The organism is endosymbiont of unidentified scaly snail isolate Monju (assembly GCF_000801295.1).
In the GTDB taxonomy this organism is placed as follows: Bacteria; Pseudomonadota; Gammaproteobacteria; order Chromatiales; family Chromatiaceae; genus MONJU.
This window is the reverse complement of the sequence record NZ_AP012978.1, coordinates 530,179-551,387: the sequence shown is the minus strand read 5'-3', so window position 1 is coordinate 551,387 and position 21,209 is coordinate 530,179. Positions and strand designations below refer to the sequence as shown.

Below are 21,209 nucleotides of genomic sequence, written 5' to 3'. Positions count from 1 at the left end.
GAGACACGACGCGCCGCGCGACCGCCCCCACCCCGCGCACGGGGAGGGCCGGGGAAGGACAAACCCGGGTCACAGGGCCATCCCGCCGACACGGCACTTGTGGGATAATTCGCGCCTTCAGCCAACCCGGGTTCGAACCTCATGTCCGAGCAACGCCGCAAGATCCTGATCACCAGTGCCCTCCCCTATGCCAATGGGTCCATCCACCTGGGACACCTGGTCGAATACATCCAGACTGATATCTGGGCGCGCTTCCAGAAACTGCGCGGCCACGAGTGCTACTACGTGTGCGCGGACGACGCCCACGGCACTCCCATCATGCTGCGCGCGCACGCCGAGGGCATCAAGCCCGAGGAACTGATCGCTCGGGTCTGGAAGGAGCACACGGAGGACTTTGCCGGCTTCCACATCGGCTTCGACAACTATTACTCGACCCACTCACCCGAGAACCGCGAGCTGGCGGCCCGGATCTACGAACGCAACCGCGACGCCGGACACATCGTGCGTCGCACCATCGAGCAGGCCTACGACCCCGAGGCAGGCATGTTCCTGCCCGACCGCTTCATCAAGGGGGATTGCCCACGCTGCGGCGCAACCGACCAGTACGGCGACTCCTGCGAAGCCTGCGGCGCCACCTATGCCCCCACCGAGTTGAAGAATCCGCGTTCGGCCGTCTCCGGCGCCACCCCGGTCACCCGCGAGTCCGAGCACATCTTCTTCCGCCTGGCCGACTTCGAGCAGGTGCTGCGCAACTGGCACCGCGCCGGCCATGTCCAGCCCGAGGTGGCGAACAAGCTGGACGAGTGGTTCGAGGCGGGGCTGAACGACTGGGACATCTCCCGCGATGCACCCTACTTCGGCTTCGAGATCCCGGACGCGCCAGGCAAGTACTTCTACGTCTGGCTGGACGCCCCCATCGGCTACATGGCCAGCTTCCGCAACCTGTGCGAACGCGAGGGCATCGACTTCGACGCCTTCTGGGACACCGACTCCGATGCCGAGGTCTATCACTTCATCGGCAAGGACATCGTCTATTTCCACGCCCTGTTCTGGCCGGCGCTGCTGCACGGTGCCGGGTTCCGCAAGCCCAGCGCGGTCTGGGCGCACGGTTTCCTCACGGTGGACGGAGCCAAGATGTCCAAGTCGCGCGGCACCTTCATCAAGGCGCGCACCTACCTGGAGCATCTGAACCCGGAGTATCTGCGCTACTACTTCGCCGCCAAACTGGGCGCACGGGTCGACGACATCGACCTCAACCTCGAGGACTTCGCCCAGCGCGTGAACAGCGACCTGGTAGGCAAGGTGGTCAACATCGCCAGCCGCTGCGCGGGCTTCATTCACAAGCGCTTCGGCGGTCGCCTGTCCGCAGAATGCGGCGAACTGGCCCTCTACGACGAGTTCGTCGCCGCCGGCGAGTCCATCGCCACGCACTACGAGACGCGCGAGTATGGCCGCGCGGTGCGCGAGATCATGGCGCTGGCCGACCGCGCCAACCAGTACATCGACGAGCACAAGCCCTGGGTGATCGCGAAGGAGGAAGGCCGCGAGGCGGAGCTGCAGGCGATCTGCTCCACCGGCATCAACCTGTTCCGGGTACTGGTGGGCTATCTCAAGCCCATCCTGCCGAAGCTGGCGGCCGACGCCGAGGCCTTCCTGAACATCGAGCCCATGGACTGGTACAGCCAGGCCGAGCCGCTCACCGATCACACCATCGAAAGGTTCAAGCCGCTGATGACCCGGGTCGAGAAGGAACGCATCACAGCCATGATCGAGGCATCGAAGGAAGACCTGAAGGCCGAGCCGCAAAAGGCACCGGCCACCTCCCCGAAGGCGAAAGGAATCGAGCCGATCGCGCCGACGGTCGCCTTCGAGGATTTCGCCAAGGTGGACCTGCGCATCGCACGCATCGTCAAGGCCGAGCAGGTCGAGGGGGCCGACAAGCTGCTGCGGCTCACGCTCGACCTGGGCGGCGAGCAGCGCAACGTCTTCGCCGGCATCAAGTCGGCCTATGCGCCGGAGGACCTGGAAGGACGGCTCACCGTGATGGTGGCCAACCTCGCGCCGCGCAAGATGCGCTTCGGCGTCTCCGAGGGCATGGTGCTGGCCGCCGGCCCCGGCGGTTCGGAGCTGTTCCTGCTCTCGCCCGACACAGGCGCACAACCCGGCATGCGGGTGAAGTAAGCCGGCATCAGGCCGGCTGCCCGCAGGCCTGGTCCAGCAACTCGTCGAGCGGGCGCGGGCGATCGATGCCGTAGCCCTGGGCGAAGTCCACCCCGATCTCGCGCAACCGTTCGCGGATACCGTCGTTCTCGACGAACTCGGCGATGGTGCGGATGCGCATCACGTGCCCGATCTGGTTGATCGCCTCGACCATGGCCGCATCGATGGGATCGTCGAGCAGATCCTTGACGAAGGCGCCATCGATCTTGAGGAAATCTACCGGCAGGTTCTTCAGATAGGCGAAGGAGGACAAGCCGCTACCGAAGTCGTCGAGCGCGATCTCGCAACCCAGCGCCTTGAGCTTCTGGATGAACTCCACCGCGTCGGAGAGATTGCTCACCGCTGCGGTTTCGGTGATCTCGAAACTCAGCTGTCCCGGAGGCAGGGCCAGCGACTGCACCGATTCGGCAATGAAGTCGAGCAGCCGCGAGTTGCTGAGCGAAGGGCCGCACAGGTTGATGGCGAAGCGCCAGCGTACGAGATCCTGGCCGCACGCCTTCAGGCGGCGCAGCGACGCGAATACCCGGTTGATGACCCAGTGGTCGATTGCCGGCATCAGATCGTAACGCTCGGCGGCGGGGATAAAGGCGCCAGGCGGGATCATGCTGCCATCATCGTTGAGCATGCGCACCAGCACCTCGTAGTGCCCCCGTACATCGTCCTCGGGTCGCAGCGGCACCACCGCCTGGACCATCAGCACGAAGCGGTCGTCGGCCAGCGCCTGCGGGATGCGCCCGGCCCAATGCATCTCATCACGCCGCGCAGCAGCATGATCGTCATCCAGGCGATACAGGTGCACCCGATTGCGTCCCGAGTCCTTGGCGGCATAACAGGCCACGTCGGCTGCGGCGAGCACATCGTCACGCCCCTGCGAGTCGGCGCGAATCTCGACCACACCGATACTCACCCCCAGTCGGAAGGACTTGTCCTCCCACAGGAACTGAAACTCGGTAACCTGGCGGCGCAGCTTTTCAGCGATATCCAGCCCCACCTCGCGTGGACAGTTACGCAACAGCACGGCGAACTCGTCACCACCGAGCCGGGCGATGTCGTCGTTTGAGCGGATGCTGTGCTCCAGCTCACGGCCGAGCTGACGCAACAGCTCGTCACCTGCCACATGGCCACAGGTATCGTTGACCACCTTGAACTGGTCGAGATCCAGATACAGCAACATGCTGTGCCGCCCTTCTCTGCGCGCATCGTCGATGGCCTGATCCAGCATGGCCTCGAAGGCCCGACGATTGGCAAGCCCCGTGAGAGCGTCATGCCGCGCCTGGAAAGACAGCTGCAGCTCGGCCTTGTGACGTTCGGTGACATCATGGGCATAGATGTTCACATAGTCCTCGGACATCACCGGCACCAGGTAGAAATGGTAGTAGTGTTCCGCGACCAGGAACTCCAGCTCCTGGGTGGATCCGGACTCCAGGGCGAGCAGGACGCCCTGCGGCCAGGTGGCGTGCAGCCAGTGCCCCGAATGGTCCTGGAGCTCTCTCAGCAGCTCCGTCGCGGCCTCGTTGGCATACAACACGCGACCACCGCGATCCAGGCGCATCACGGGTTCCGGGCTTTCCTCGGGGATACGTGCCAGCCAGGCCACCTGGCGCTCGGCACTCACCTTGTCGCTGACATCGGTGCGAATGGCGAAATACTCGTAGGGCATACCGTGCTCGTCCAGTCGGGGCACGATGGTGGTCTCGAACCATTTCAGGCTGCCATCGCGTGCACGGTTGCAAATGGTGCCCCGCCATACCTGACCGCTGGCGATAGTCTCCCACAGCTCGCGATAGAAGGTCTCGTCGTGCAGTCCCGACTTCAGGATCTGGTGGGTCTGGCCCAGCAGCTCCTCACGCGCGTAACCGGTAAGCTGACAGAAATGGTCGTTCACATAGGTAATGCGCCCGGCAGCATCCGTGATGCTGGTGATCGCGTGTTCGTCGGTGACGAACTTGTGAAAGTCCAGATCCCTGACCGAACGGCTCAAACGCTCGGAGACTGTCTGCAGATTGAAGAACACCCAGGCCAGGTAGGACAACAACATGCCCGCCACGATGAACAACGCTACCCGGTATTGACCGGCCTCGCGCTCACGTGATGCCACCAGGCGGATGAATTCACCCGACAATCGATCCAGGGCATCCAACCGATGACCCGACGTCAGCTCCCTGAGGAGCATCGAGGCACGGATGACCGCCCGTGCACGCATCGAGGCATAGCGAGCAAAGTCATTGACCAGCTTCTGCGTCTCGATGTCCAGCGAGCCAAACCGTCGGGGCAGGGAGGCCAGGCGATCGACCAGTTGCCGCGGTGCCTGTGGATGGGTGCCTAAGCGTTCTTCAAGGCGCCCCAGGCGGATCTGTATCTCGGCCAACTCGTCGCGCAGTGCTTCGGTGAGTTTCGCGTCAACATGCAATGTGCGCAAGCGGGCCCGAAGCGCTTCACCAATGCCCGGCAGGTACAGGTCGACGATACGCGACAATACCAATGCCCGCTTGAACTTGTGCAATTGCTCCTGTTGCACCGAAATATGCGCAGCCAATGCCTTGGCTTGTTGCTGTAACGACGGCGCCTCCGCTCGGGCCAACTCGCCCGCAAGCAGGTCATAGCGCCGACGCAGGCGTTCGGGCAACAGGCTGAGCGCATCGTAGTTGAGCACACCGCCCCGGTAGGCCTGTTCGACCAGGCGCCGCAACACCGACTCGTCGCGCTGCGCCGTCTGGATACTGGCATTCAGGCGCCCCAGTTTCCCATGATCGATCTGGCTGTGCAGAAACAGGTATGAAAGCACCACCGCCAGTAACAGCGCCAATACCACTTGCAGAGTATTGGCCAGAAACTTCACCGAAAATTCTCCGGAAGGGGGGCGGTGAGACTGTGCAGAAAAGCGACGATACGCCGGACATCCTCTTCCGGCATTTCCCGGCCGAGCTGATAGCGCGCCATCAGGCGCACGACTTCCTCCAGTGTCTCCACCGAACCATCATGCAGGTAGGGACCGGTCTTGGCGACATTGCGCAATGACGGCACACGCAACTTGAGAAAGCGTTTCGATTTCGGCGTGGCAGCATCGAAGAACCCATCCTTGAACGGATCTTCCAAGATACCGAACCTGATGATCAGGTTGCCACCCAGGTTGCGTCCCTGGTGACAGGCAATACAACCATAGTCCTTGAAGAGTTCATAACCCGCGATCTGCTCGGAAGTCAACGCCCCGAACTCCCCGCGCAGGTAGCGGTCGAAAGGCGCTCCGGGAGTCACCAGGGAACGCTCGAACGCAAGGATGGCGTCGGTGATCGATGAGCGGGTGATCCCGTCGGCATAGAGTGCGGAGAACCGCGAACGATAATCCGAGTCAGCCGACAAGGTCTCGATCACCCAGGCCCAGTTGCTTCCCATGTGGCGAGGGTTGTTGATCACCCGGTGGAGTTGATCAGCCAGCGAGGTAATCTTGCCTTTCCATCCCAGATAGGGACTGAGTGCCGCATTGAGGACCGTCGGCACATTGAATTCGTCGAGCTGGTCCCCCAGCCCCGGGGAACGAGCCGCCCTCAAGGTCCCGTAGCTGGCAGGAACATGGCAGTTGCCGCAGGACCTGCCCAGGGGCGAGAGGCGTGCGTCGAAGAACAGCCGGCGCCCCAGCGCAACCCGTCGAGGGTCGTCGGTCGGCGACGCTGCCAGGGGGATGACCGCCAGATTTTCGGGCGGCAGTCGCGGGACATCCCGCACCTCGATGGGGGCCCCGTGCCGATCCCGTAACAAGGGGTACAGCAGCGCCAGCCCCATGCCCAGGATAACGATCAGCACGGCCAGACGCTGCAGGCGACGGGGGCGATCCCGTACCCGATCGATGACCGAGGGCTTCACATCAAAATCAGCCATTGCCTAAATGGTACTGTACTCTCCAGCAAGATGCTCGCCTGAAATATGTCATACACAAACAATCGGCAATAACATAAAAAACTTGATCGTGCAGGTTGGCGAGACACGATAGCCTCACGTGTATTAACATATTTATCAGCCGCTTACCGATTGGGCATTCGCACCCACCCCGGATTGTGCGCAATAATAGGGAACATACCCAGTTGCTACAGGGACGGACGACCACTTCGATGACTACCAGAAACGCCGCGAGCTTGGCGTTGTACTTGTCCATAACAGCTCCGGCTGGCGCTCTTTCTATCGGTCCTGTCACGGTTCACTCCTATCTCATGCAGCCGCTGGATGCCGAGATCCAGCTGCTGGGAACAGAGACCCTTTCCGCAGAGGATCTCAAGGTAGAGCTCGGCGCAACGGATGATTTCAAGCGCCTGCAGATCGCCTGGGAATCACTGCCAGTGCAGTTACGCTTCACCCCCGAAAAGAAAGGGAAGCAATGGTTCATCCATGTCACCTCGAAGGAACCGGTCGAGCAGCCTTACCTCGAATTTCCACTCAGCGTCAAACAGGGCAAGGTGAGGCTGATCAAGGGTATTACGCTGCTGCTCGACCCGTCCGATTTCGCCACTCCCCATGCCGCTCCTCCAGGCCGGGCAAAGAAAGTCACGGCTTCGCCCGCATCGGCAACGGAAGCCCCGCTGGTAGATTCGTCGGGCCGCAAGATTGCGCCGCCCATCCGCGCCTACAAGGTCAAGCCCGGCGAGACCCTTTGGCCCATCGCCTACTACCTGCGCTCCGATGAGGTCACCAGCCAGCAGATGATGATCGCCCTCCAGCGCATGAATCCCGACGCTTTCGAGGACGGCAACATCAACAAACTCAAGGCCGGCGCTGTCCTGGTCGTCCCCACCACCGAGCAGGTCAAGCGAATCAACCGCGAAGAGGCGCTCAAGGCCTTTGCCCGCCAGGAGAAGGCATGGAAATCGGGAGAGCAACTGCCCACGGACGCACAACCCTCCGCACCTTCGCATTCGGCAGAAATTCCCGAGAAAACGACGGCCGACACCGCCAGGGGTGACCTGCCCGTAGTGGAACCCGCCGTCGAAGCCACCATGGTGCCCCATGATGACAAGGGACGACTCGAGGTGCTCCCTCCCAGCCGCCCGGGGGAAAATCCGCAACAGGAAGAACCTCTGCAACAGGAGATTCTCCGGCAGGAAGAAACCGCCTCCAGCGAGCAGGTGACCCAGTCCAACCTGCTGCAAGAACTTCGTCTGCTCAGGGTCCAGGTCCGCGAGATGCAGGAACTGCTGAAGTTCAAGGACCAGCAGATCGCCACCTTGCAGTCGATCATCGACGCCCAGCGTCTGGCATCGGTTCAACCACCGGTCACCGCGACCGTTCAGGGAAGGGCGGGCAGCATGTCGGCCTCGCCGCGGACAGAGACCAACACCGATCTCCTGGATCCGGTCGCGGCCGGCAATACTCCCTTGCCGCCCCCCTCCCCGCCGAAAAGGCAAACCTGACCGACACTCCGGGCAATGCGCAGACCCCCGAGAAGCCGACCACCCCGGTGTCCACGACCGGGCTTCCCGTGGCCGACTCGCCGGAACCGGAAACGCCGGATACCATACCCCCAGCCCCCGCTGCTGGTGACCACCGGGCAGCCTACTGGGGACTGGCAGGCGTGCTCGGCCTGGCGTTGCTGGGATGGCTGGTCTGGCGGCGCAAACGAAGCGAAACCGGGACCGCCGCTCTGGATATTCCGCTGGCAGCCCATCCCGAAGTGCTGAATCGCGGCCCGCGCCCCTACGAAAACGTCCGGGACCACCCCCCCGAAGACGATCACGAACACGCGTCGGACGTATCGGACCAGGAGGTCGCCTTTTCGTCTCCCCGGGTACAGGGCGACCAGGATTCCGAAAACATGCAGCCGCATACTGTCCAACCCAACGAGGAACTGGACATCGCACCCCCGCCTTCCCGGGTGGAACTGCACGAACTCGACAGCGAACTGCTGCCCACGCCAGCCGGCCTGGACCTCGAGGACGACAGCACCCAGCAGGAACTCATCGGCCTGTGGGAACACGTGGATACGCTCGACTTGAATGAAGCCGACTCTTCCCTGATAGACGAAAGCGCCACACTCTCGGAACTCAACGAGGAGGAGGACCAGAGCCTGGAGATCGTGCTGGAGATGGCGCGCGCCTACGTCGAGCTGGGCGACCGCGAGGAAGCGACCGCCATTCTGCAGAAGGCCCTGAGTTCGGCCGACAGCGAGGAAAAACGCGCACGCATCCAGAGCGTGCTGGAAGAGATCGCCTGACCCCTTGCAAGCCCTCCTCGCCGGACTCTTGACTTGGCTCAATCCCGCACCCGTACGAAGGGCAAGCAGGTTTGCTTGTTTATTAGCCCTTGCTTAAGCTTGTGCATCTGCCCGGGAGAAACGTCATAAATGGCCGACTACGCGCTCATCCTCGTCAGTACCATACTGGTCAACAACTTCGTCCTGGTGAAGTTTCTTGGCCTGTGTCCCTTCATGGGGGTCTCGCGCAAGCTGGAGACGGCCATGGGCATGGGCCTGGCCACCACCTTCGTGCTCACCCTGTCCTCGGTGAGCAGCTACCTGGTCAACGCCTACCTGCTTGAGCCCCTGGGGCTGGAGTACCTGCGCACCATCGCCTTCATCCTGGTGATCGCCGTGGTGGTGCAATTCACCGAGATGGTGATGCACAAGACCAGCCCGGTGCTCTACCAGGTACTGGGTATCTTCCTGCCACTGATTACCACCAACTGTGCGGTGCTGGGCGTGGCCCTGCTCAACACGCAGGAGCAACACGGTTTTGTCGAGTCGGCGCTGTACGGCTTTGGCGCCGCGGTCGGCTTCTCACTGGTGCTGGTACTGTTTGCCGCGGTGCGCGAACGGGTAGCCGTTGCCGATGTACCCGAGCCCTTCAAGGGCAATGCCATTGCCCTGATCTCCGCGGGCCTGATGTCGATGGCCTTCATGGGCTTCGCCGGACTGGTGGCAGGTTGATGGGCATCCTGCCGGCCGTACTCATCCTCACTCTGCTGGCCCTGCTGTTCGGCCTGCTGCTGGGCTATGCTTCAGTGCGCTTCCATGTCGAGGGCGACCCCATCGTGGACCAGATCGATGCGCTGCTGCCGCAGACCCAGTGCGGCCAGTGTGGCTATGCCGGCTGCCGTCCCTATGCCGAGGCCATCGCCGCTGGCGAGGCCGATATCAACCGCTGCCCGCCTGGCGGCGAAGCGACCATGATCGCACTGGCCGACCTGCTGGGCCGTGACCCGGTGCCACTGGAAGACCAGGAGGCCGCCGCCAAGTCCAAGGCGCTGGCGCGCATCATCGAGAGCGACTGCATCGGCTGCACCCTGTGCTTCCAGGCCTGCCCCGTGGATGCCATCATCGGCGCAGCCAAGCAGATGCACACCGTGATCGAATCCGAATGTACCGGCTGTGAACTGTGTGTCGCGCCCTGCCCGGTGGAGTGCATCGTGATGGAGCCGATCAAGGAAACCCCAGAGACCTGGCGCTGGCCCTTCCCGGAGTCCAACCCCTGGATCAGGGAGGCACCCAATGGCTGTTGATCTCACCCCACCGGTGTGGGACTTCCATGGAGGCCTGCACATTCCGGACCACAAGGCCCTGTCCGCCGACCGTCCCGTCGTCGAGGCCACGCTGCCTTCACGCCTGCAGCTGGCGTTGCAGCAGCACATCGGCAAGTCCGCCGAAGCGCTGGTCAAGGCCGGAGATCAGGTGCTCAAGGGGCAGCTCATCGCACGGGCCAGCGACTATGTCAGCGCCAACCTGCACGCCCCCACCTCGGGCCGGGTGGTCGAGATCGCGGAAATGCCCATTGCCCACCCCTCGGGCCTGTCGGCGCCCTGCATCGTGATCGAGCCCGACGGCGAGGAGCACTGGGCAGAACTGCCGGAACCGATCACCAACTGGGCAGAAACCGACCCGGCCGAGCTTCGCGAACGCCTGCGCTGGGCAGGTATAGTGGGCCTGGGCGGCGCAGTCTTCCCCACCAGCGTCAAGACCAACGTCACCGGCCGGGCAGTGGACACCCTGATCATCAACGCCGCCGAGTGCGAACCCTACATCACCTGCGACGATCGCCTGCTGCGCGAACAGGCCGAAGAGGTGCTCGAAGGTGCGCGCATCCTGCGCCATATCGTCGGCGCCTCGCGCATCCTGGTGGGCATCGAGGACAACAAGCCCGAGGCCATCGCCTCGCTGCGCGAGGCCCTGAGCGGGGATGACGACGGCATCGAGATCCGCGTGGTCCCCACCAAGTACCCCAGTGGTGGCGAGAAACAGCTCATCTACCTGCTCACCGGGGTGGAAGTCCCCTCGCAGGGCCTGCCACTGGATGTCGGCATGGTGTGCCAGAATGTCGCCACCGCCGCCAGCGTGGCCGACGCCGTGCTGCGCGGGCGCCCCCTGATCTCGCGCATTGTCACCATCACCGGCCAGGGCGTGAGCCGCCCCGGCAACCTGCGCGCCCTTATCGGCACGCCGGTATCCGAGCTGATCGCCCAGTGCGGAGGCTACACCCCACAGGTCCACAAGCTCATCATGGGCGGCCCGATGATGGGCTTCGCCCTGCACAGCGACGCAGTCCCGGTGGCCAAGGGCAGCAACTGCTTCATCGCCGCCTCGGCCGAGGAGGCGCCCGACCCGCCACCAGCCAAGCCCTGCATCCGATGCGGCGAGTGCGTCAAGGTCTGCCCTGCGTACCTGCTGCCGCAACAGATCTACTGGTATGCGCGCGCCCGCGACTTCGACCAGGCCCAGGATCATCACCTGTTCGACTGTATCGAGTGCGGCTGTTGCGCCTACGTCTGCCCGGCGCGCATTCCACTGGTGCACTATTACCGCTTCGCCAAGACCGAGATCTGGGCCAGCGAGCGCGAACGCCAGAAGGCCGAACACGCGCGTCGTCGGCACGACTTCCGGGAGGCCCGGATCAAGCGCCTGGAGGCAGAACGCAAGGCGCGTCTGCGCAAGAAGAAAGAGGCTCTGGAGAAAAAATCGGCCGGCACCTCCGACGACCCGAAAAAGGCCGCCATCGAGGCCGCCATGAAACGGGTTGCCGCCAGGAAGGCCGCGCAACAGAACGACAAGGCCCCGGGCCCACAGGGAGACAACTGATGGAATTCCCCGTTGCCAGTTCCCCCCACCTGCAGGGCCAGAACGACGTACAGCGCGTCATGGCGCAGGTACTGCTCGCGCTGGTGCCGGGCATCGCCGCCTTGTGGTGGTACTTCGGCTGGGGTGTGATCGTCAACCTCGGCCTGGCCAGCCTCACCGCGGTGGTCTGCGAATGGCTGGTGATACGCCTGCGCGGACGTGACCCGCGCCCGGTGATCGCCGACCTCTCGGGGCTGCTCACCGCCTGGCTGCTGGCCGTGGCCCTGCCACCCCTGCTGCCCTGGTGGCAGACCGTGATCGGCACCGCCTTCGCCATCGTCATCGCCAAGCAACTGTTCGGCGGGCTGGGCCACAACCCCTTCAATCCCGCCATGGCCGGCTATGCTCTTTTGCTGGTCTCCTTCCCCGCAGACATGATCCGATGGCTGGAGCCCTCGGTGCTCGGCGGCCATACGGTGAGCCTGAACGCAGCCTGGCAAGCGATCTTCTCGGGCATTCCGCCACACCCGCAAGGCTGGGACGCAGTCACCGGCGCCACGCCACTGGACCACCTGCGCACCGAACTCTCACGCGATCACATGATCAGTGAGATCCAACGCGCCCCCCTGTGGGGCTATTTCGGTGGCAAGGGTTGGGAGTGGGTCGGCACCTGGTACCTGCTTGGCGGCCTGTTCCTCCTGTGGCGCGGAGTGATCGGCTGGCGCACCCCGGCCAGCATGCTGGGCAGCCTGCTCGCAGCCGCCGGCATCTTCTGGCTCATCGACCCCGAGATCCACCCCTCCCCGATCTTCCACCTGTTCAGCGGTGCCACCCTGCTGGGGGCCTTTTTCATCGCCACCGACCCGGTCACGGCCAGCACCACGCCAAGGGGCCAACTGATCTACGGCGCGCTGATCGGCCTGCTGGTCTACGTGATCCGCACCTGGGGCGGCTACCCCGACGCGGTGGCCTTCTCGGTGCTGCTGATGAACATGGCCGCACCGACCATCGACCACTACACCCAACCGCGCGTGTTCGGCGCCCGGGAGGATGCCGATGGCCGCTAGACTGCCCGTGGCCTTTCGCTCTGCGCTGATCGCCTCCGCTGTGCTGGGGCTGTTCGCGGTGCTCGGCAGCCTGCTGGTCGGATTCAGCTACCAGGCGACCGTAGAGCGCATTCGCCAGAATGAACGCGAGATGCTGTTGGCCCAGCTGAACGCCATCCTGCCCGAAAACGAATACGACAACGACCTGCTGCGCGACGCCCTCGATATCTCCGCGCCCCAGGCCCTTGGCGCCGAACACACCCAGGTCTACCTGGCGCGCCGCAACGGAGAACCTGTCGCCATGATCCTCAGCCCGGTGATCGCCCAGGGCTACAGCGGGGACATTGCGCTCACCCTGGGGATACGTGCCGACGGCAGCCTGGCGGGCGTACGCGTGCTCAGCCACAAGGAGACCCCGGGGCTGGGCGACAAGATCGAAGTCGAGCGCAGCGACTGGATACTGGGGTTCGCCGGGCGCCGTCTGGGCGATCCCCCCGAATCCCGCTGGAAGGTGAAACGCGACGGCGGCGCCTTCGACCAGTTCACCGGCGCCACCATCACCCCGCGCGGGGTGGTGCGCGCCATCCGCCAGGCACTGCTGTGGTACCGTGACCAGGGCCACCGGCTGTTGGAGACCGAGGCAATAGAGGAACCGCACCATGACTGAGGTGGACTATCGCAAGATCACCCTGGACGGCCTGTGGCACAACAACCAGGCCCTGGTCGCCCTGCTCGGGCTCTGCCCGCTGATGGCGGTGACCAATTCCACGATCAACGGACTGACCCTGGGACTGGCCACCACCGCGGTACTGCTGCTGTCGAATCTCAGCGTCTCGACCATCCGCCACTGGGTGCGCGCCGAGATCCGTCTGCCGGTGTTCGTGCTGCTGATCGCTTCGTTCGTGACCGCCACCGAACTGGTGATGAATGCCTGGTCCCACGAGCTGTACAAGATCCTCGGCATCTTCGTGCCGCTGATCGTCACCAACTGCACCATCATCGGTCGCGCCGAGGCCTTCGCCTCGCGCAACCCGGTGCCGGCCGCCATCACAGACGCCCTGGCCATGGGCCTGGGCTTTACCGCCGTGCTCACCCTGCTGGGCGCACTGCGCGAACTGATCGGTCAGGGCACCCTGCTCTCCGGCGCCCACCTGCTGTTCGGCGAGGCGGCTCGCGCCTGGGAATTCTCGGCCGGGAACGATTTCCAGGGCCTGCTGCTGGCCATCCTGCCACCTGGCGCCTTCATCGGCCTGGGACTGCTGATCGCACTCAAGAACGTGATCGACAAGGGCGTGGACGTGCGGGCCCGCAGGGCCGAGCCGTCGCATTGCCAGGCACCGCCCATAGTGCCCAGTCGCTCCTGAACCGGTCAGGCGGTATCGGATTCGGGTTCACGCCACACGAAACGCTGAATCAGGGAATCCAGGGTCTCCGGATCGATGGGCTTGGTGAGAAAGTCGTCCATGCCGGCCGCCATGCACTGCTCGCGCGCCTCCTCGGCCATATTGGCGGTCAGGGCGATGATCGGCATGTGCCGCCCCCCCTCCCTCCGCCGCCTCATGGGCCCGCCAGGCACGGGTGAAATCGATCCCGTCCATCACCGGCATGCGCAGATCGACCAGGGCGAGGTCGAAATGACCCTCCCGGGCAACACGCAGCGCAGATTCCCCGTCACGCATCAGGGTCACCCGATGGCCGGCCTTGCGTAACAGGCTGTGGATCAGCCGCGCATTGATACGGTCGTCCTCGGCCACCAGCACCTGGATGCCACTGTCGCCCGGGGCCGCAGCTCTCGGTTCTTCTTGCCTGCGCCGCCCCTCTTCCACGCGGTCACCACCGCTCAAGGCCTCCATGCAGGCCTCCCAGAGTTCCCGCGGATCGCAAGGGCGGTCGAGTACCAGGTTCCAGCCTTCGGTGACCTGCACCCCCCGGTTCGGATAATGCAGGAACACCACTGGCACCGCCGCTCCCAGCCGTTGCCGCAGACGCGACGCGACTCCGGCGAGATCCAGTCCTTGCGGGGTATCGCTGATCACCAGCAGGTCGAGGGGCCGGTCGCCGATACCGGTCCAGTCGGCCGTGTCGGGCGTATCGATCATCTCCACCTGCATGCCCGCCTCTTCCAGCGCCTCTCTCAACACCAGTTGCAGCGAGGTACTGGCTGCCAGGCACAATACCCGTCTCCCCTCCAGGCCGGCAGGCGGCGCGGGTGGCTCCAGGCAAGAATTCTCCAGTATCGGCAGCAAGACCCAGAACAGGCTGCCCTGTCCGACCTCGCTCTCGACCCCGATGGTGCCACCCATCAGGGTCACCAGGTCGCGCGCAATGGTGGTGCCCAGACCCGTGCCCCCGTGCTTGCGCGTGGTGCTGTCATCGGCCTGCCAGAAACTGTCGAAGATCCTGGCCACCTTTTCCTCGGGAATGCCGATGCCGGTGTCACGAACACCGACCCGGAGTTGTGGCCAGCCACGCCCCCCCGGCCCTGCTCCACGGCCAGCGTGACCACCACCTTCCCCCGCTCGGTGAACTTGATGGCGTTGCCGATCAGGTTGAACAGCACCTGGCGAAAACGCAGATCATCCCCCAGGGCAGAAACCGGGACGCCGGGTTGAACCCGGCAGACCAGGTCGATGCGCCGTTCCACTGCCTGGGGACCGAGTACGCGGCACACCTCCAGCAAGGCGCTGCGGATATCGAACCATTCCCTGCGCAGCTCGAGTTTCCCGGCGTCGATCTTGGACAGGTCCAGGATATCGCCGATCAGGGGTTGTAAGGTCGCCGCCGAGGCCGCAATGGACTCCACGTAGGTACGCTGCTCCTGGTCGAGTGACGTGTCGCGCAACAGCCCGGTCATGCCGATCACGCCCGAAAGGGGGGTACGCAATTCGTGGGTCATGGTCGCCAGAAAATTGCCACGGGCCCGGTTGGCCGCCTCGGCGGCCTGCTTGGCACGGTGCAACTGCTTGATCAGGGAATACTCGTAGGCAGGCAAAATCGCCAGGAAGAGCAGACTGAAACCCGCCTCGAAGGGAGCCTTGCGCCAACCATCGAGCACCCACACCACGGTCGTGTAACACAACATGCTCGCCAATGAGGCGAGGGTCAGATTGCGGGCCCCGAAACGCGTTCCCTGCGAGAGAAACGACCAGACATAGATCAGGTAGAAAGGCGAAGTCGGGTCACCGCTCAGGTAGATGGAGAAACTGGTTCCACTGGCATCCGCCAGGATCCCGAGATAGGTCCGCCATGGCCTGAGACCCGGCGCCTTGATCACATGCAGCAACAGCGCCAGGAACCACACCAGGTGCAGGGCAAACAACCATTCGAAGAGCTGCCAGTCGAACCGATAAACTCCCTGGACTCGCGCCATGCCCAGTATGGTCATCATCAGCACCCAACCCAGAATGCGCATGATGGCCGACTGGAACTCCGGCGACCTGGCCATCTCCGGCCGAACGAGGCGATTCAGCATGAAACTCCCTGTATTATCCATGGTGATCCGACCCGCGCTTGAGCCGGGAAGTGTTCCATTATAGGGAATTTCCGCCCCAACTCACCCGAGAGGCACAGCGCCCATGAACCGCGACAAGAGGCGCGCTATCTTCGAACGATTGCGCGCCGCCAACCCGCATCCGACCACCGAATTGCGCTACAACTCGCCGTTCGAACTGCTGATCGCAGTAATCCTCTCGGCACAGGCCACCGACCGCAGTGTCAACAAGGCCACCGAGAAACTGTTTGCCGTCGCCAATACCCCACAAGCCATCCTGGAGCTGGGCGAAGACGGTCTCAAGGACTACATCAAGACCATCGGGCTGTTCAACACCAAGGCGAAGAACATCATCCGCACCTGCCGGATGCTGATCGAGCATCATGGCGGTGAGGTACCCCGTGACCGCAAAGCACTCGAGGCACTGCCCGGGGTGGGACGCAAGACCGCCAACGTGGTCCTCAACACCGCTTTCGGCGAACCCACCATGGCGGTAGACACTCACATCTTCCGGGTCGCCAACCGCACCGGCATCGCCACCGGAAAGGCCCCGCTGGCGGTCGAAAAGAAACTGTTGCGCGTGATCCCGAAGGAATTCCTCAAGGATGCCCATCACTGGCTGATCCTGCACGGCCGCTACGTCTGCACCGCGCGCAAACCGCGATGCGGTGCCTGCCTGATCGAAGACCTCTGCGAATACCGCCACAAGACCAGCGACTGATGTACGGACAGAACCGCGAACAACTGCGACGTTTCTACCAGACGGCCTGGCGCAAGCACCTGGACGGGCAGCCCCTCGAGCCACTGGAACGCCTGGTGGCACAGGTCATCACGCAGCATCCCGAATACCACGACCAGGTCCTCGATCCACAGGCCTGCGAACGCGACTTCCCGGTGCATGGCGGGCAAACCAATCCCTTTCTGCACATGGGCATGCACATCACCCTGGCCGAACAGCTGGCCAGTGACCGTCCCGCCGGCATCCGCGAGCTGTACCGGCGCCTCGTGTCACTCGATGGCGACACCCACCGGGCGGAACACCGCATGATGGAATGCCTCGGTGAGATCCTCTGGGAGGCCCAGCGCACCAACCGGCCACCCGACGAACAGGCCTATCTCGCCTGCCTGCGCCGCCTGCTGGGCCAGCATCCCTGAAATAAATGTGCCAGCGCCACGGTCACAAGGCCGGAGACTGTCCGTTTCCACATCGCCGATCTGGCAGCCCCAGGAACGAAACCCGCCCCTCGGAGTCACAAGAACCGGTCGAGGGCCCGGCCAGCGACCGGAAAACATTTGAAAACAAGCGAATCTACAATCTGACCCACTCGGAGAGAGACATGTCCAGAAAGACCACCAAACCCGTTGCTTCCGCCATCGGTGCCGCTATTGCCGGTTCCATGATGCTGGCCGGTGCCGCTGGCGCCGCCGACAACCCCTTCGGCATGACCGAACTGAACGGCGGCTACCTGCAGACCGCCGCCGCACACATGGAAGGCAAGTACGGTAGCAACATGACCGACAAGAAGCCCATGGAAGGCAAGTGTGGCGCCGGCAAGTGCGGCGGCATGAAGAAGAAGTAATGCCGGCTCTGCCCGCGCCGGGCGGCCCAGTGCCGCCCGATTGCGGTGTTCATGCAAGCGCATTGCCATGCCGTGTCCTTGCATGAACACCACCCGGGGGACGCAAATGCCGAAACAGGCAACAGAAACAAGCTATGCGGTAACCGGCGCCGGCCTGGGCCTGAAGCAGGAGCTCATCCCCGAGGTCCTCGAACAGCACCCGGATGACATCTCCTTCATCGAAGTCGCGCCCGAGAACTGGATCGGCGTCGGCGGCGCCCGCCGGCGTGACTTCGAACGGGTGCTTGAACATTACCCCCTGGTCTGTCACGGTCTGTCGCTGAACATCGGCGGGTCGGCCCCGCTGGATACCGACTTTCTCGACGACCTGCGCCGCTTTCTCGACGGCAGCCAGGCACTGGTCTATACCGAGCACCTGTCCTGGTGCGGCGATTCGGGCCAACTCTACGACCTGATGCCTATCCCCTTCACCGAGAAGGCCGTGCACCATGTCGCGGCGCGCATCCGCCAGGTACAGGATATCCTGGGCCGGCGGCATCGGCATGGAGAATGTCTCCACCTATGCCATGCCCCCGGGCGAGATGAGCGAGATCGAGTTCCTCGTCGCGGTGCTCGAAGAGGCCGATTGTGGCTTTCACCTCGACATCAACAACATCTTCGTCAATGCCGTGAACCACGGCTTCGACCCCTACGACTACCTGGCACGCATCCCCGCCGAACGTATCCTCTACGCACACATCGCCGGTCACTACGAGGCCGCACCGGACCTGCGCATCGACACCCATGGCGAGGACGTGATCCCCGAGGTCTGGTCCATGCTGGATGCTGCCTACGAACGCTACGGGGTCTTTCCCACCCTGCTGGAGCGCGATTTCAACATCCCGCCACTGGATGTACTGCGTTTGGAGATCGCGCAGATCCTCGAGGCACAACGGCGGCATGCGGAGGCCCACGATGAACACGTCGCCTGAGCCGGCCGACTTCCGGGAGATCCAGCAGCGCTTTGCGGGCACCATCCGCGACCCGGCCGCCCCGCCGCCATCCGGCATTCCCGAAGAGCGCATGGCGGTCTATCGCGAACTGTTCTTCAACGGCTTCGACAGCCACCTCTCGGGCAATTTCCCGGTGCTGCGCAGCCTGTTCGACGAGGCAGCCTGGGAGGCGATGGTGCGCGACTTCATGATCCGTCACCGCTGCCGTACCCCGCTGTTCACCGAGATCGGCCTGGAATTCATCGACTACCTGCAACATGAGCGCCAGGCCGCGGATGACCCGCCCTTCCTGGCGGAACTGGCCCACTACGAGTATGCCGAGCTGGCGGTGGCCCTGAGCGACGCCGACCGCAGGCTGCCCGAACACGACCCCAACGGCGACCTGCTCTCCGGATGCCCGCTGGTCGCGCCTACCGCCTGGCACCTCAGCTATCACTTCCCGGTGCATCGCATCTCGCCCGACTTCCAGCCGCGCGAACCCGGCGAGCAGGCCACCCACCTGGTGGTCTACCGCGACCGCGAGGAGGCAGTGCATTTCCTCGAGATCAACGTGGTCACCCAGCGGCTGCTCGCCCTGCTGAAAGAGAACCCGCAGACGACCGGTCTGGAATGTCTGAAACGCATCGCCGACGAATTGCAACACCCGCAGCCCCAGACCGTGATCCAGGCCGGCACCCGCCTGCTCTCCGAATTGCGGGAGCGCAACATCCTCCTCGGCACGCGTCGCTGATCCACTTCCCGACCACAGGAGGGCCCGCACCATGCTGCGCCTGTTCAACCGCCTGCAGGACCTGCTCGATGCCACTCGCACCCTGGACTTTCTCGCGCCCCTGCTGATACGGATCTACCTGGCCCCCGTGTTCTGGATGGCCGGCACCAAGAAACTGGCGGACATGGACAGCACCATCGCCTGGTTCGGCAACCCGGAATGGGGCCTGGGGCTGCCCTTCCCCGAACTGACGGCCTGGGCGGCCGCGCTCACCGAGACGGCTGGCGCCATCCTGCTGGCACTGGGGCTGGCCACACGCTGGATCAGCCTCCCCCTGATGGTGACCATGGTGGTTGCCGCGGTGACCGTGCACTGACCAAACGGCTGGGCGGCAATCGCCGAGACCCCGGAGGCCATTCAACGACTCGAGCGGGCCAACGCCATCCTGCAACAGCATGGCAACTTCGAATGGCTCACCGAAAAGGGGCAATTCGTGATCCTCAACAACGGCATCGAGTTCGCCGCGACCTACTTCATCATGCTGCTCACCCTGTTCTTCATCGGCGGCGGACGCTATCTCAGCCTCGACTGGTGGATCGCGCGTCGCTGGCGCCACTGAAGGTTATCCGGGAAAACCCCGATTCACTTCGATCCCGCTTACCCTAGAATCGCGCTTCGAACCTGAAGAAAAACAACAATGTCCGGCCGAAGTCTCACATCAGGGACGTGCCGGTAACCACAAGCGAGGTGCGACGAGGATGATCCAGAACCCAAAAATGGGCGGACTACTGCTGTTGTTCAGTCTGGTGCCCCTGGGGCATGCCGCCAGCCAGGCCTATATCGATGCCGTCAAAGCCGACTATGCCGAGTTTGCGAATGGCAGTTTCCAGCCCCCCGCCGACCTGGCCTGGACCGGCAAGGCCCTTGCGGTGAGCGACGGCGCGGCCAGTCTCGCGGACTTCGGCAACTTCGTGAAGCAGAAGTTTCGTGGCACCTACATCCTGTACTCCCGGCTGCCGGAGAGTCAGAAATACGCCATCTGGCAGGAATACCTGAAGACCGGCGACCTGGGCGGCATCCGCAGCAACATCTACGCAGCGCGCAAGCGCAAGAACCGCCTCAAGAAGCCCGAACGGCCTCGCTCCAGCATCACCAACCTGCCGCTCGATTTCTGAGGTATGCCATGTCACCCATCCGCCTGACCCTTGCCATCCTGTCGACCTGTCTCACCGCCACGGCCGCCGGTGATGTGGAACGCGACCTGCCGCTGCCCAAGGCCCCCCGGACGCCGACGAGATTGCCCGCCAGGTCTACTTCGCCAACCACTTCTATGCCTTCGACAACTTTTCCATCCGCCAGCGCGGGCGCAAGGCGACGGTACTCATCAACCGCACCAGCGACGGCAAGATCAGTCGCACCGCACTGGAGCGCCACCTGAACAACCGCTACCCGGCCGACAGCCCCATCAAGTCACGAGATCTGGCCATCTTCCGCTCGGGCAAGCTCAATGGTACCGGCATACTGGTCACCGAGTACCGTGATCCCGCCAAGCGGCAGAGCTACATGGTCTGGCTGCCGGCGCTGCGCAAGATCCGTCGTTTCGCCCAGCCGGATCACGAGGAATCCTGGGGCGGCAGCGTGTTCACCTTCGGCGACGTGACCCTGCGCAAGCCCGAGGACGAGACCCACGAACTGCTCGGCAAGAAGCGCATGCGCACCTGCCTGGGCGTGATCGCCGAACTCGAAGACAAGCCCTACCGCTACGTGGACCGCCTGCCCAAGCGCGCCTGTCGCCATGTCGGCAAGTGGGTGTACGGCCTAAAAAGCACACCAAAACGCGAGAACTGGTGGTACGACTTCCGGGTGAGCTATGTCGACACCGAGAACTTCGCCGACTACCGCACCCTGTACTTCAAGGACGGCAAGCTGATCAAGGTCATCGACCGCGACTGGGGACTGGTCGCCGACAGCCAGCTCGGCGACCCACGCGCCCTGTTCTGGAAGTCCTGGTACGGGGCAGACCTGCGCACCGGCCAGGAAAGCTGGGCAGTCATCCCCCAGTCGGTGGTGCAGTACAACAGCAAGCGGCCGGACAAGTTCTGGAGCGAACGCACCCTGCGGCGCATCAAGCGCTGAACCCG

19 protein-coding genes and 3 pseudogenes are annotated in these 21,209 nt (G+C 63.8%); 17 read left to right on the top strand and 5 right to left on the bottom strand.

Annotation, left to right across the window (positions count from 1 at the left end; translation table 11 throughout):
* Nucleotides 1-141 precede the first annotated feature (141 nt).
* Complete coding sequence (gene metG / locus EBS_RS02590; RefSeq protein ID WP_043107168.1) at nucleotides 142-2,181, top strand: methionine--tRNA ligase; 2,040 nt, start codon at nucleotides 142-144, stop codon at nucleotides 2,179-2,181.
* A 7-nt stretch (nucleotides 2,182-2,188) separates the two neighbouring features.
* On the opposite strand, the gene EBS_RS12695 is transcribed toward metG, so the two are convergent.
* Nucleotides 2,189-5,059, bottom strand: a complete 2,871-nt coding sequence (locus tag EBS_RS12695) for an EAL domain-containing protein (RefSeq protein WP_052199226.1) — start codon at nucleotides 5,057-5,059, stop codon at nucleotides 2,189-2,191.
* Nucleotides 5,056-6,096 (bottom strand): cytochrome-c peroxidase, encoded by a 1,041-nt coding sequence (locus EBS_RS02580; RefSeq protein ID WP_052199225.1) that lies wholly within the window; start codon nucleotides 6,094-6,096, stop codon nucleotides 5,056-5,058. Before EBS_RS02580 ends, EBS_RS12695 begins: the two co-directional genes overlap by 4 nt.
* 230 nt (nucleotides 6,097-6,326) lie before the next feature.
* On the opposite strand from EBS_RS02580, the gene EBS_RS02575 reads away from it, so the two are divergent.
* The 8 genes from EBS_RS02575 (at nucleotide 6,327) to EBS_RS02540 (ending at nucleotide 13,661) form a co-directional block, all read left to right on the top strand.
* Nucleotides 6,327-7,619 (top strand): FimV/HubP family polar landmark protein, encoded by a 1,293-nt coding sequence (locus EBS_RS02575; RefSeq protein ID WP_081999783.1) that lies wholly within the window; start codon nucleotides 6,327-6,329, stop codon nucleotides 7,617-7,619.
* Between the two features lie 68 nt (nucleotides 7,620-7,687).
* A complete protein-coding gene (locus tag EBS_RS02570; RefSeq protein ID WP_043107165.1) occupies nucleotides 7,688-8,419 on the top strand; it encodes an LPXTG cell wall anchor domain-containing protein in 732 nt (243 codons plus the stop codon).
* Nucleotides 8,420-8,548: 129 nt separating this feature from the next.
* Nucleotides 8,549-9,130: an electron transport complex subunit RsxA gene (gene rsxA / locus EBS_RS02565; protein WP_043107164.1), complete on the top strand. Its 582-nt coding sequence runs from the start codon at nucleotides 8,549-8,551 to the stop codon at nucleotides 9,128-9,130.
* Nucleotides 9,130-9,702: an electron transport complex subunit RsxB gene (rsxB, locus tag EBS_RS02560; protein WP_171816165.1), complete on the top strand. Its 573-nt coding sequence runs from the start codon at nucleotides 9,130-9,132 to the stop codon at nucleotides 9,700-9,702. Before rsxA ends, rsxB begins: the two co-directional genes overlap by 1 nt.
* Nucleotides 9,692-11,272: an electron transport complex subunit RsxC gene (rsxC, locus tag EBS_RS02555; RefSeq protein WP_043107163.1), complete on the top strand. Its 1,581-nt coding sequence runs from the start codon at nucleotides 9,692-9,694 to the stop codon at nucleotides 11,270-11,272. Before rsxB ends, rsxC begins: the two co-directional genes overlap by 11 nt.
* On the top strand, nucleotides 11,272-12,318 hold the full coding sequence (gene rsxD, locus EBS_RS02550; protein WP_043107161.1) for an electron transport complex subunit RsxD: 1,047 nt from the start codon (nucleotides 11,272-11,274) through the stop codon (nucleotides 12,316-12,318). The genes rsxC and rsxD overlap by 1 nt, the downstream gene beginning before the upstream one ends.
* Complete coding sequence (rsxG, locus tag EBS_RS02545; RefSeq protein ID WP_052199224.1) at nucleotides 12,308-12,964, top strand: electron transport complex subunit RsxG; 657 nt, start codon at nucleotides 12,308-12,310, stop codon at nucleotides 12,962-12,964. Before rsxD ends, rsxG begins: the two co-directional genes overlap by 11 nt.
* Nucleotides 12,957-13,661, top strand: coding sequence for an electron transport complex subunit E (locus EBS_RS02540; RefSeq protein ID WP_043107160.1), 705 nt, complete (start codon nucleotides 12,957-12,959; stop codon nucleotides 13,659-13,661). The genes rsxG and EBS_RS02540 overlap by 8 nt, the downstream gene beginning before the upstream one ends.
* A 5-nt stretch (nucleotides 13,662-13,666) precedes the next feature.
* On the opposite strand, the gene EBS_RS14925 is transcribed toward EBS_RS02540, so the two are convergent.
* From EBS_RS14925 to EBS_RS13400, 3 genes and pseudogenes are all read right to left on the bottom strand, one after another.
* Nucleotides 13,667-13,801 (bottom strand): hypothetical protein, encoded by a 135-nt coding sequence (locus EBS_RS14925; RefSeq protein WP_408065680.1) that lies wholly within the window; start codon nucleotides 13,799-13,801, stop codon nucleotides 13,667-13,669.
* 73 nt (nucleotides 13,802-13,874) lie between these two features.
* Nucleotides 13,875-14,705: pseudogene (locus EBS_RS13405) on the bottom strand (response regulator); the annotation flags it as partial.
* On the bottom strand, nucleotides 14,606-15,769 hold the full coding sequence (locus tag EBS_RS13400) for a sensor histidine kinase (RefSeq protein ID WP_052199222.1): 1,164 nt from the start codon (nucleotides 15,767-15,769) through the stop codon (nucleotides 14,606-14,608). The gene EBS_RS13400 and the pseudogene EBS_RS13405, both read right to left, overlap by 100 nt.
* 103 nt (nucleotides 15,770-15,872) lie before the next feature.
* Here EBS_RS13400 and nth point away from each other — a divergent pair, with 103 nt between their 5' ends.
* The 8 genes and pseudogenes from nth to EBS_RS12680 all read left to right on the top strand — a co-directional run bounded on the left by nth (nucleotide 15,873) and on the right by EBS_RS12680 (nucleotide 21,204).
* The gene (nth, locus tag EBS_RS02530) at nucleotides 15,873-16,508 is read left to right on the top strand and encodes an endonuclease III (RefSeq protein WP_043107159.1); all 636 of its coding nucleotides are present in this window, start codon (nucleotides 15,873-15,875) and stop codon (nucleotides 16,506-16,508) included.
* The gene (locus EBS_RS02525; protein ID WP_043107158.1) at nucleotides 16,508-16,942 is read left to right on the top strand and encodes a DUF1841 family protein; all 435 of its coding nucleotides are present in this window, start codon (nucleotides 16,508-16,510) and stop codon (nucleotides 16,940-16,942) included. Before nth ends, EBS_RS02525 begins: the two co-directional genes overlap by 1 nt.
* 182 nt (nucleotides 16,943-17,124) lie before the next feature.
* Complete coding sequence (locus EBS_RS02520; RefSeq protein ID WP_070104709.1) at nucleotides 17,125-17,367, top strand: HvfA family oxazolone/thioamide-modified RiPP metallophore; 243 nt, start codon at nucleotides 17,125-17,127, stop codon at nucleotides 17,365-17,367.
* A gap of 106 nt (nucleotides 17,368-17,473) precedes the next feature.
* A pseudogene (locus EBS_RS02515) lies at nucleotides 17,474-18,338 on the top strand (HvfB family MNIO-type RiPP peptide maturase).
* Nucleotides 18,322-19,089 carry an HvfC family RiPP maturation protein gene (locus EBS_RS02510; RefSeq protein ID WP_043107157.1) on the top strand — a complete coding sequence of 256 codons (768 nt, stop codon included), beginning with the start codon at nucleotides 18,322-18,324 and terminating at the stop codon, nucleotides 19,087-19,089. The pseudogene EBS_RS02515 and the gene EBS_RS02510 overlap by 17 nt, the downstream one beginning before the upstream one ends.
* 31 nt (nucleotides 19,090-19,120) lie before the next feature.
* A pseudogene (locus EBS_RS02505) lies at nucleotides 19,121-19,687 on the top strand (HvfX family Cu-binding RiPP maturation protein).
* Nucleotides 19,688-19,844: 157 nt separating this feature from the next.
* Nucleotides 19,845-20,243 carry a hypothetical protein gene (locus EBS_RS02500; protein ID WP_043107156.1) on the top strand — a complete coding sequence of 133 codons (399 nt, stop codon included), beginning with the start codon at nucleotides 19,845-19,847 and terminating at the stop codon, nucleotides 20,241-20,243.
* A 121-nt stretch (nucleotides 20,244-20,364) separates the two neighbouring features.
* Nucleotides 20,365-21,204 (top strand): outer membrane lipoprotein-sorting protein, encoded by an 840-nt coding sequence (locus tag EBS_RS12680; protein WP_081999781.1) that lies wholly within the window; start codon nucleotides 20,365-20,367, stop codon nucleotides 21,202-21,204.
* Nucleotides 21,205-21,209 lie beyond the last annotated feature (5 nt).

Coding starts and splice junctions, on each gene's coding strand:
- EBS_RS02580 (WP_052199225.1), bottom strand. CDS start 6,096: ATGGCTGATTTTGATGTGAAGCCCTCGGTCATCGATCGGGTACGGGAT.
- rsxA (WP_043107164.1), top strand. CDS start 8,549: ATGGCCGACTACGCGCTCATCCTCGTCAGTACCATACTGGTCAACAAC.
- EBS_RS02520 (WP_070104709.1), top strand. CDS start 17,125: ATGTCCAGAAAGACCACCAAACCCGTTGCTTCCGCCATCGGTGCCGCT.
- rsxD (WP_043107161.1), top strand. CDS start 11,272: ATGGAATTCCCCGTTGCCAGTTCCCCCCACCTGCAGGGCCAGAACGAC.
- EBS_RS02540 (WP_043107160.1), top strand. CDS start 12,957: ATGACTGAGGTGGACTATCGCAAGATCACCCTGGACGGCCTGTGGCAC.
- metG (WP_043107168.1), top strand. CDS start 142: ATGTCCGAGCAACGCCGCAAGATCCTGATCACCAGTGCCCTCCCCTAT.
- EBS_RS02510 (WP_043107157.1), top strand. CDS start 18,322: ATGAACACGTCGCCTGAGCCGGCCGACTTCCGGGAGATCCAGCAGCGC.
- rsxB (WP_171816165.1), top strand. CDS start 9,130: ATGGGCATCCTGCCGGCCGTACTCATCCTCACTCTGCTGGCCCTGCTG.
- rsxC (WP_043107163.1), top strand. CDS start 9,692: ATGGCTGTTGATCTCACCCCACCGGTGTGGGACTTCCATGGAGGCCTG.
- EBS_RS14925 (WP_408065680.1), bottom strand. CDS start 13,801: ATGGCCGAGGAGGCGCGCGAGCAGTGCATGGCGGCCGGCATGGACGAC.
- EBS_RS02525 (WP_043107158.1), top strand. CDS start 16,508: ATGTACGGACAGAACCGCGAACAACTGCGACGTTTCTACCAGACGGCC.
- rsxG (WP_052199224.1), top strand. CDS start 12,308: ATGGCCGCTAGACTGCCCGTGGCCTTTCGCTCTGCGCTGATCGCCTCC.
- EBS_RS13400 (WP_052199222.1), bottom strand. CDS start 15,769: ATGCTGAATCGCCTCGTTCGGCCGGAGATGGCCAGGTCGCCGGAGTTC.
- EBS_RS02500 (WP_043107156.1), top strand. CDS start 19,845: ATGGGCGGACTACTGCTGTTGTTCAGTCTGGTGCCCCTGGGGCATGCC.
- nth (WP_043107159.1), top strand. CDS start 15,873: ATGAACCGCGACAAGAGGCGCGCTATCTTCGAACGATTGCGCGCCGCC.
- EBS_RS02575 (WP_081999783.1), top strand. CDS start 6,327: ATGACTACCAGAAACGCCGCGAGCTTGGCGTTGTACTTGTCCATAACA.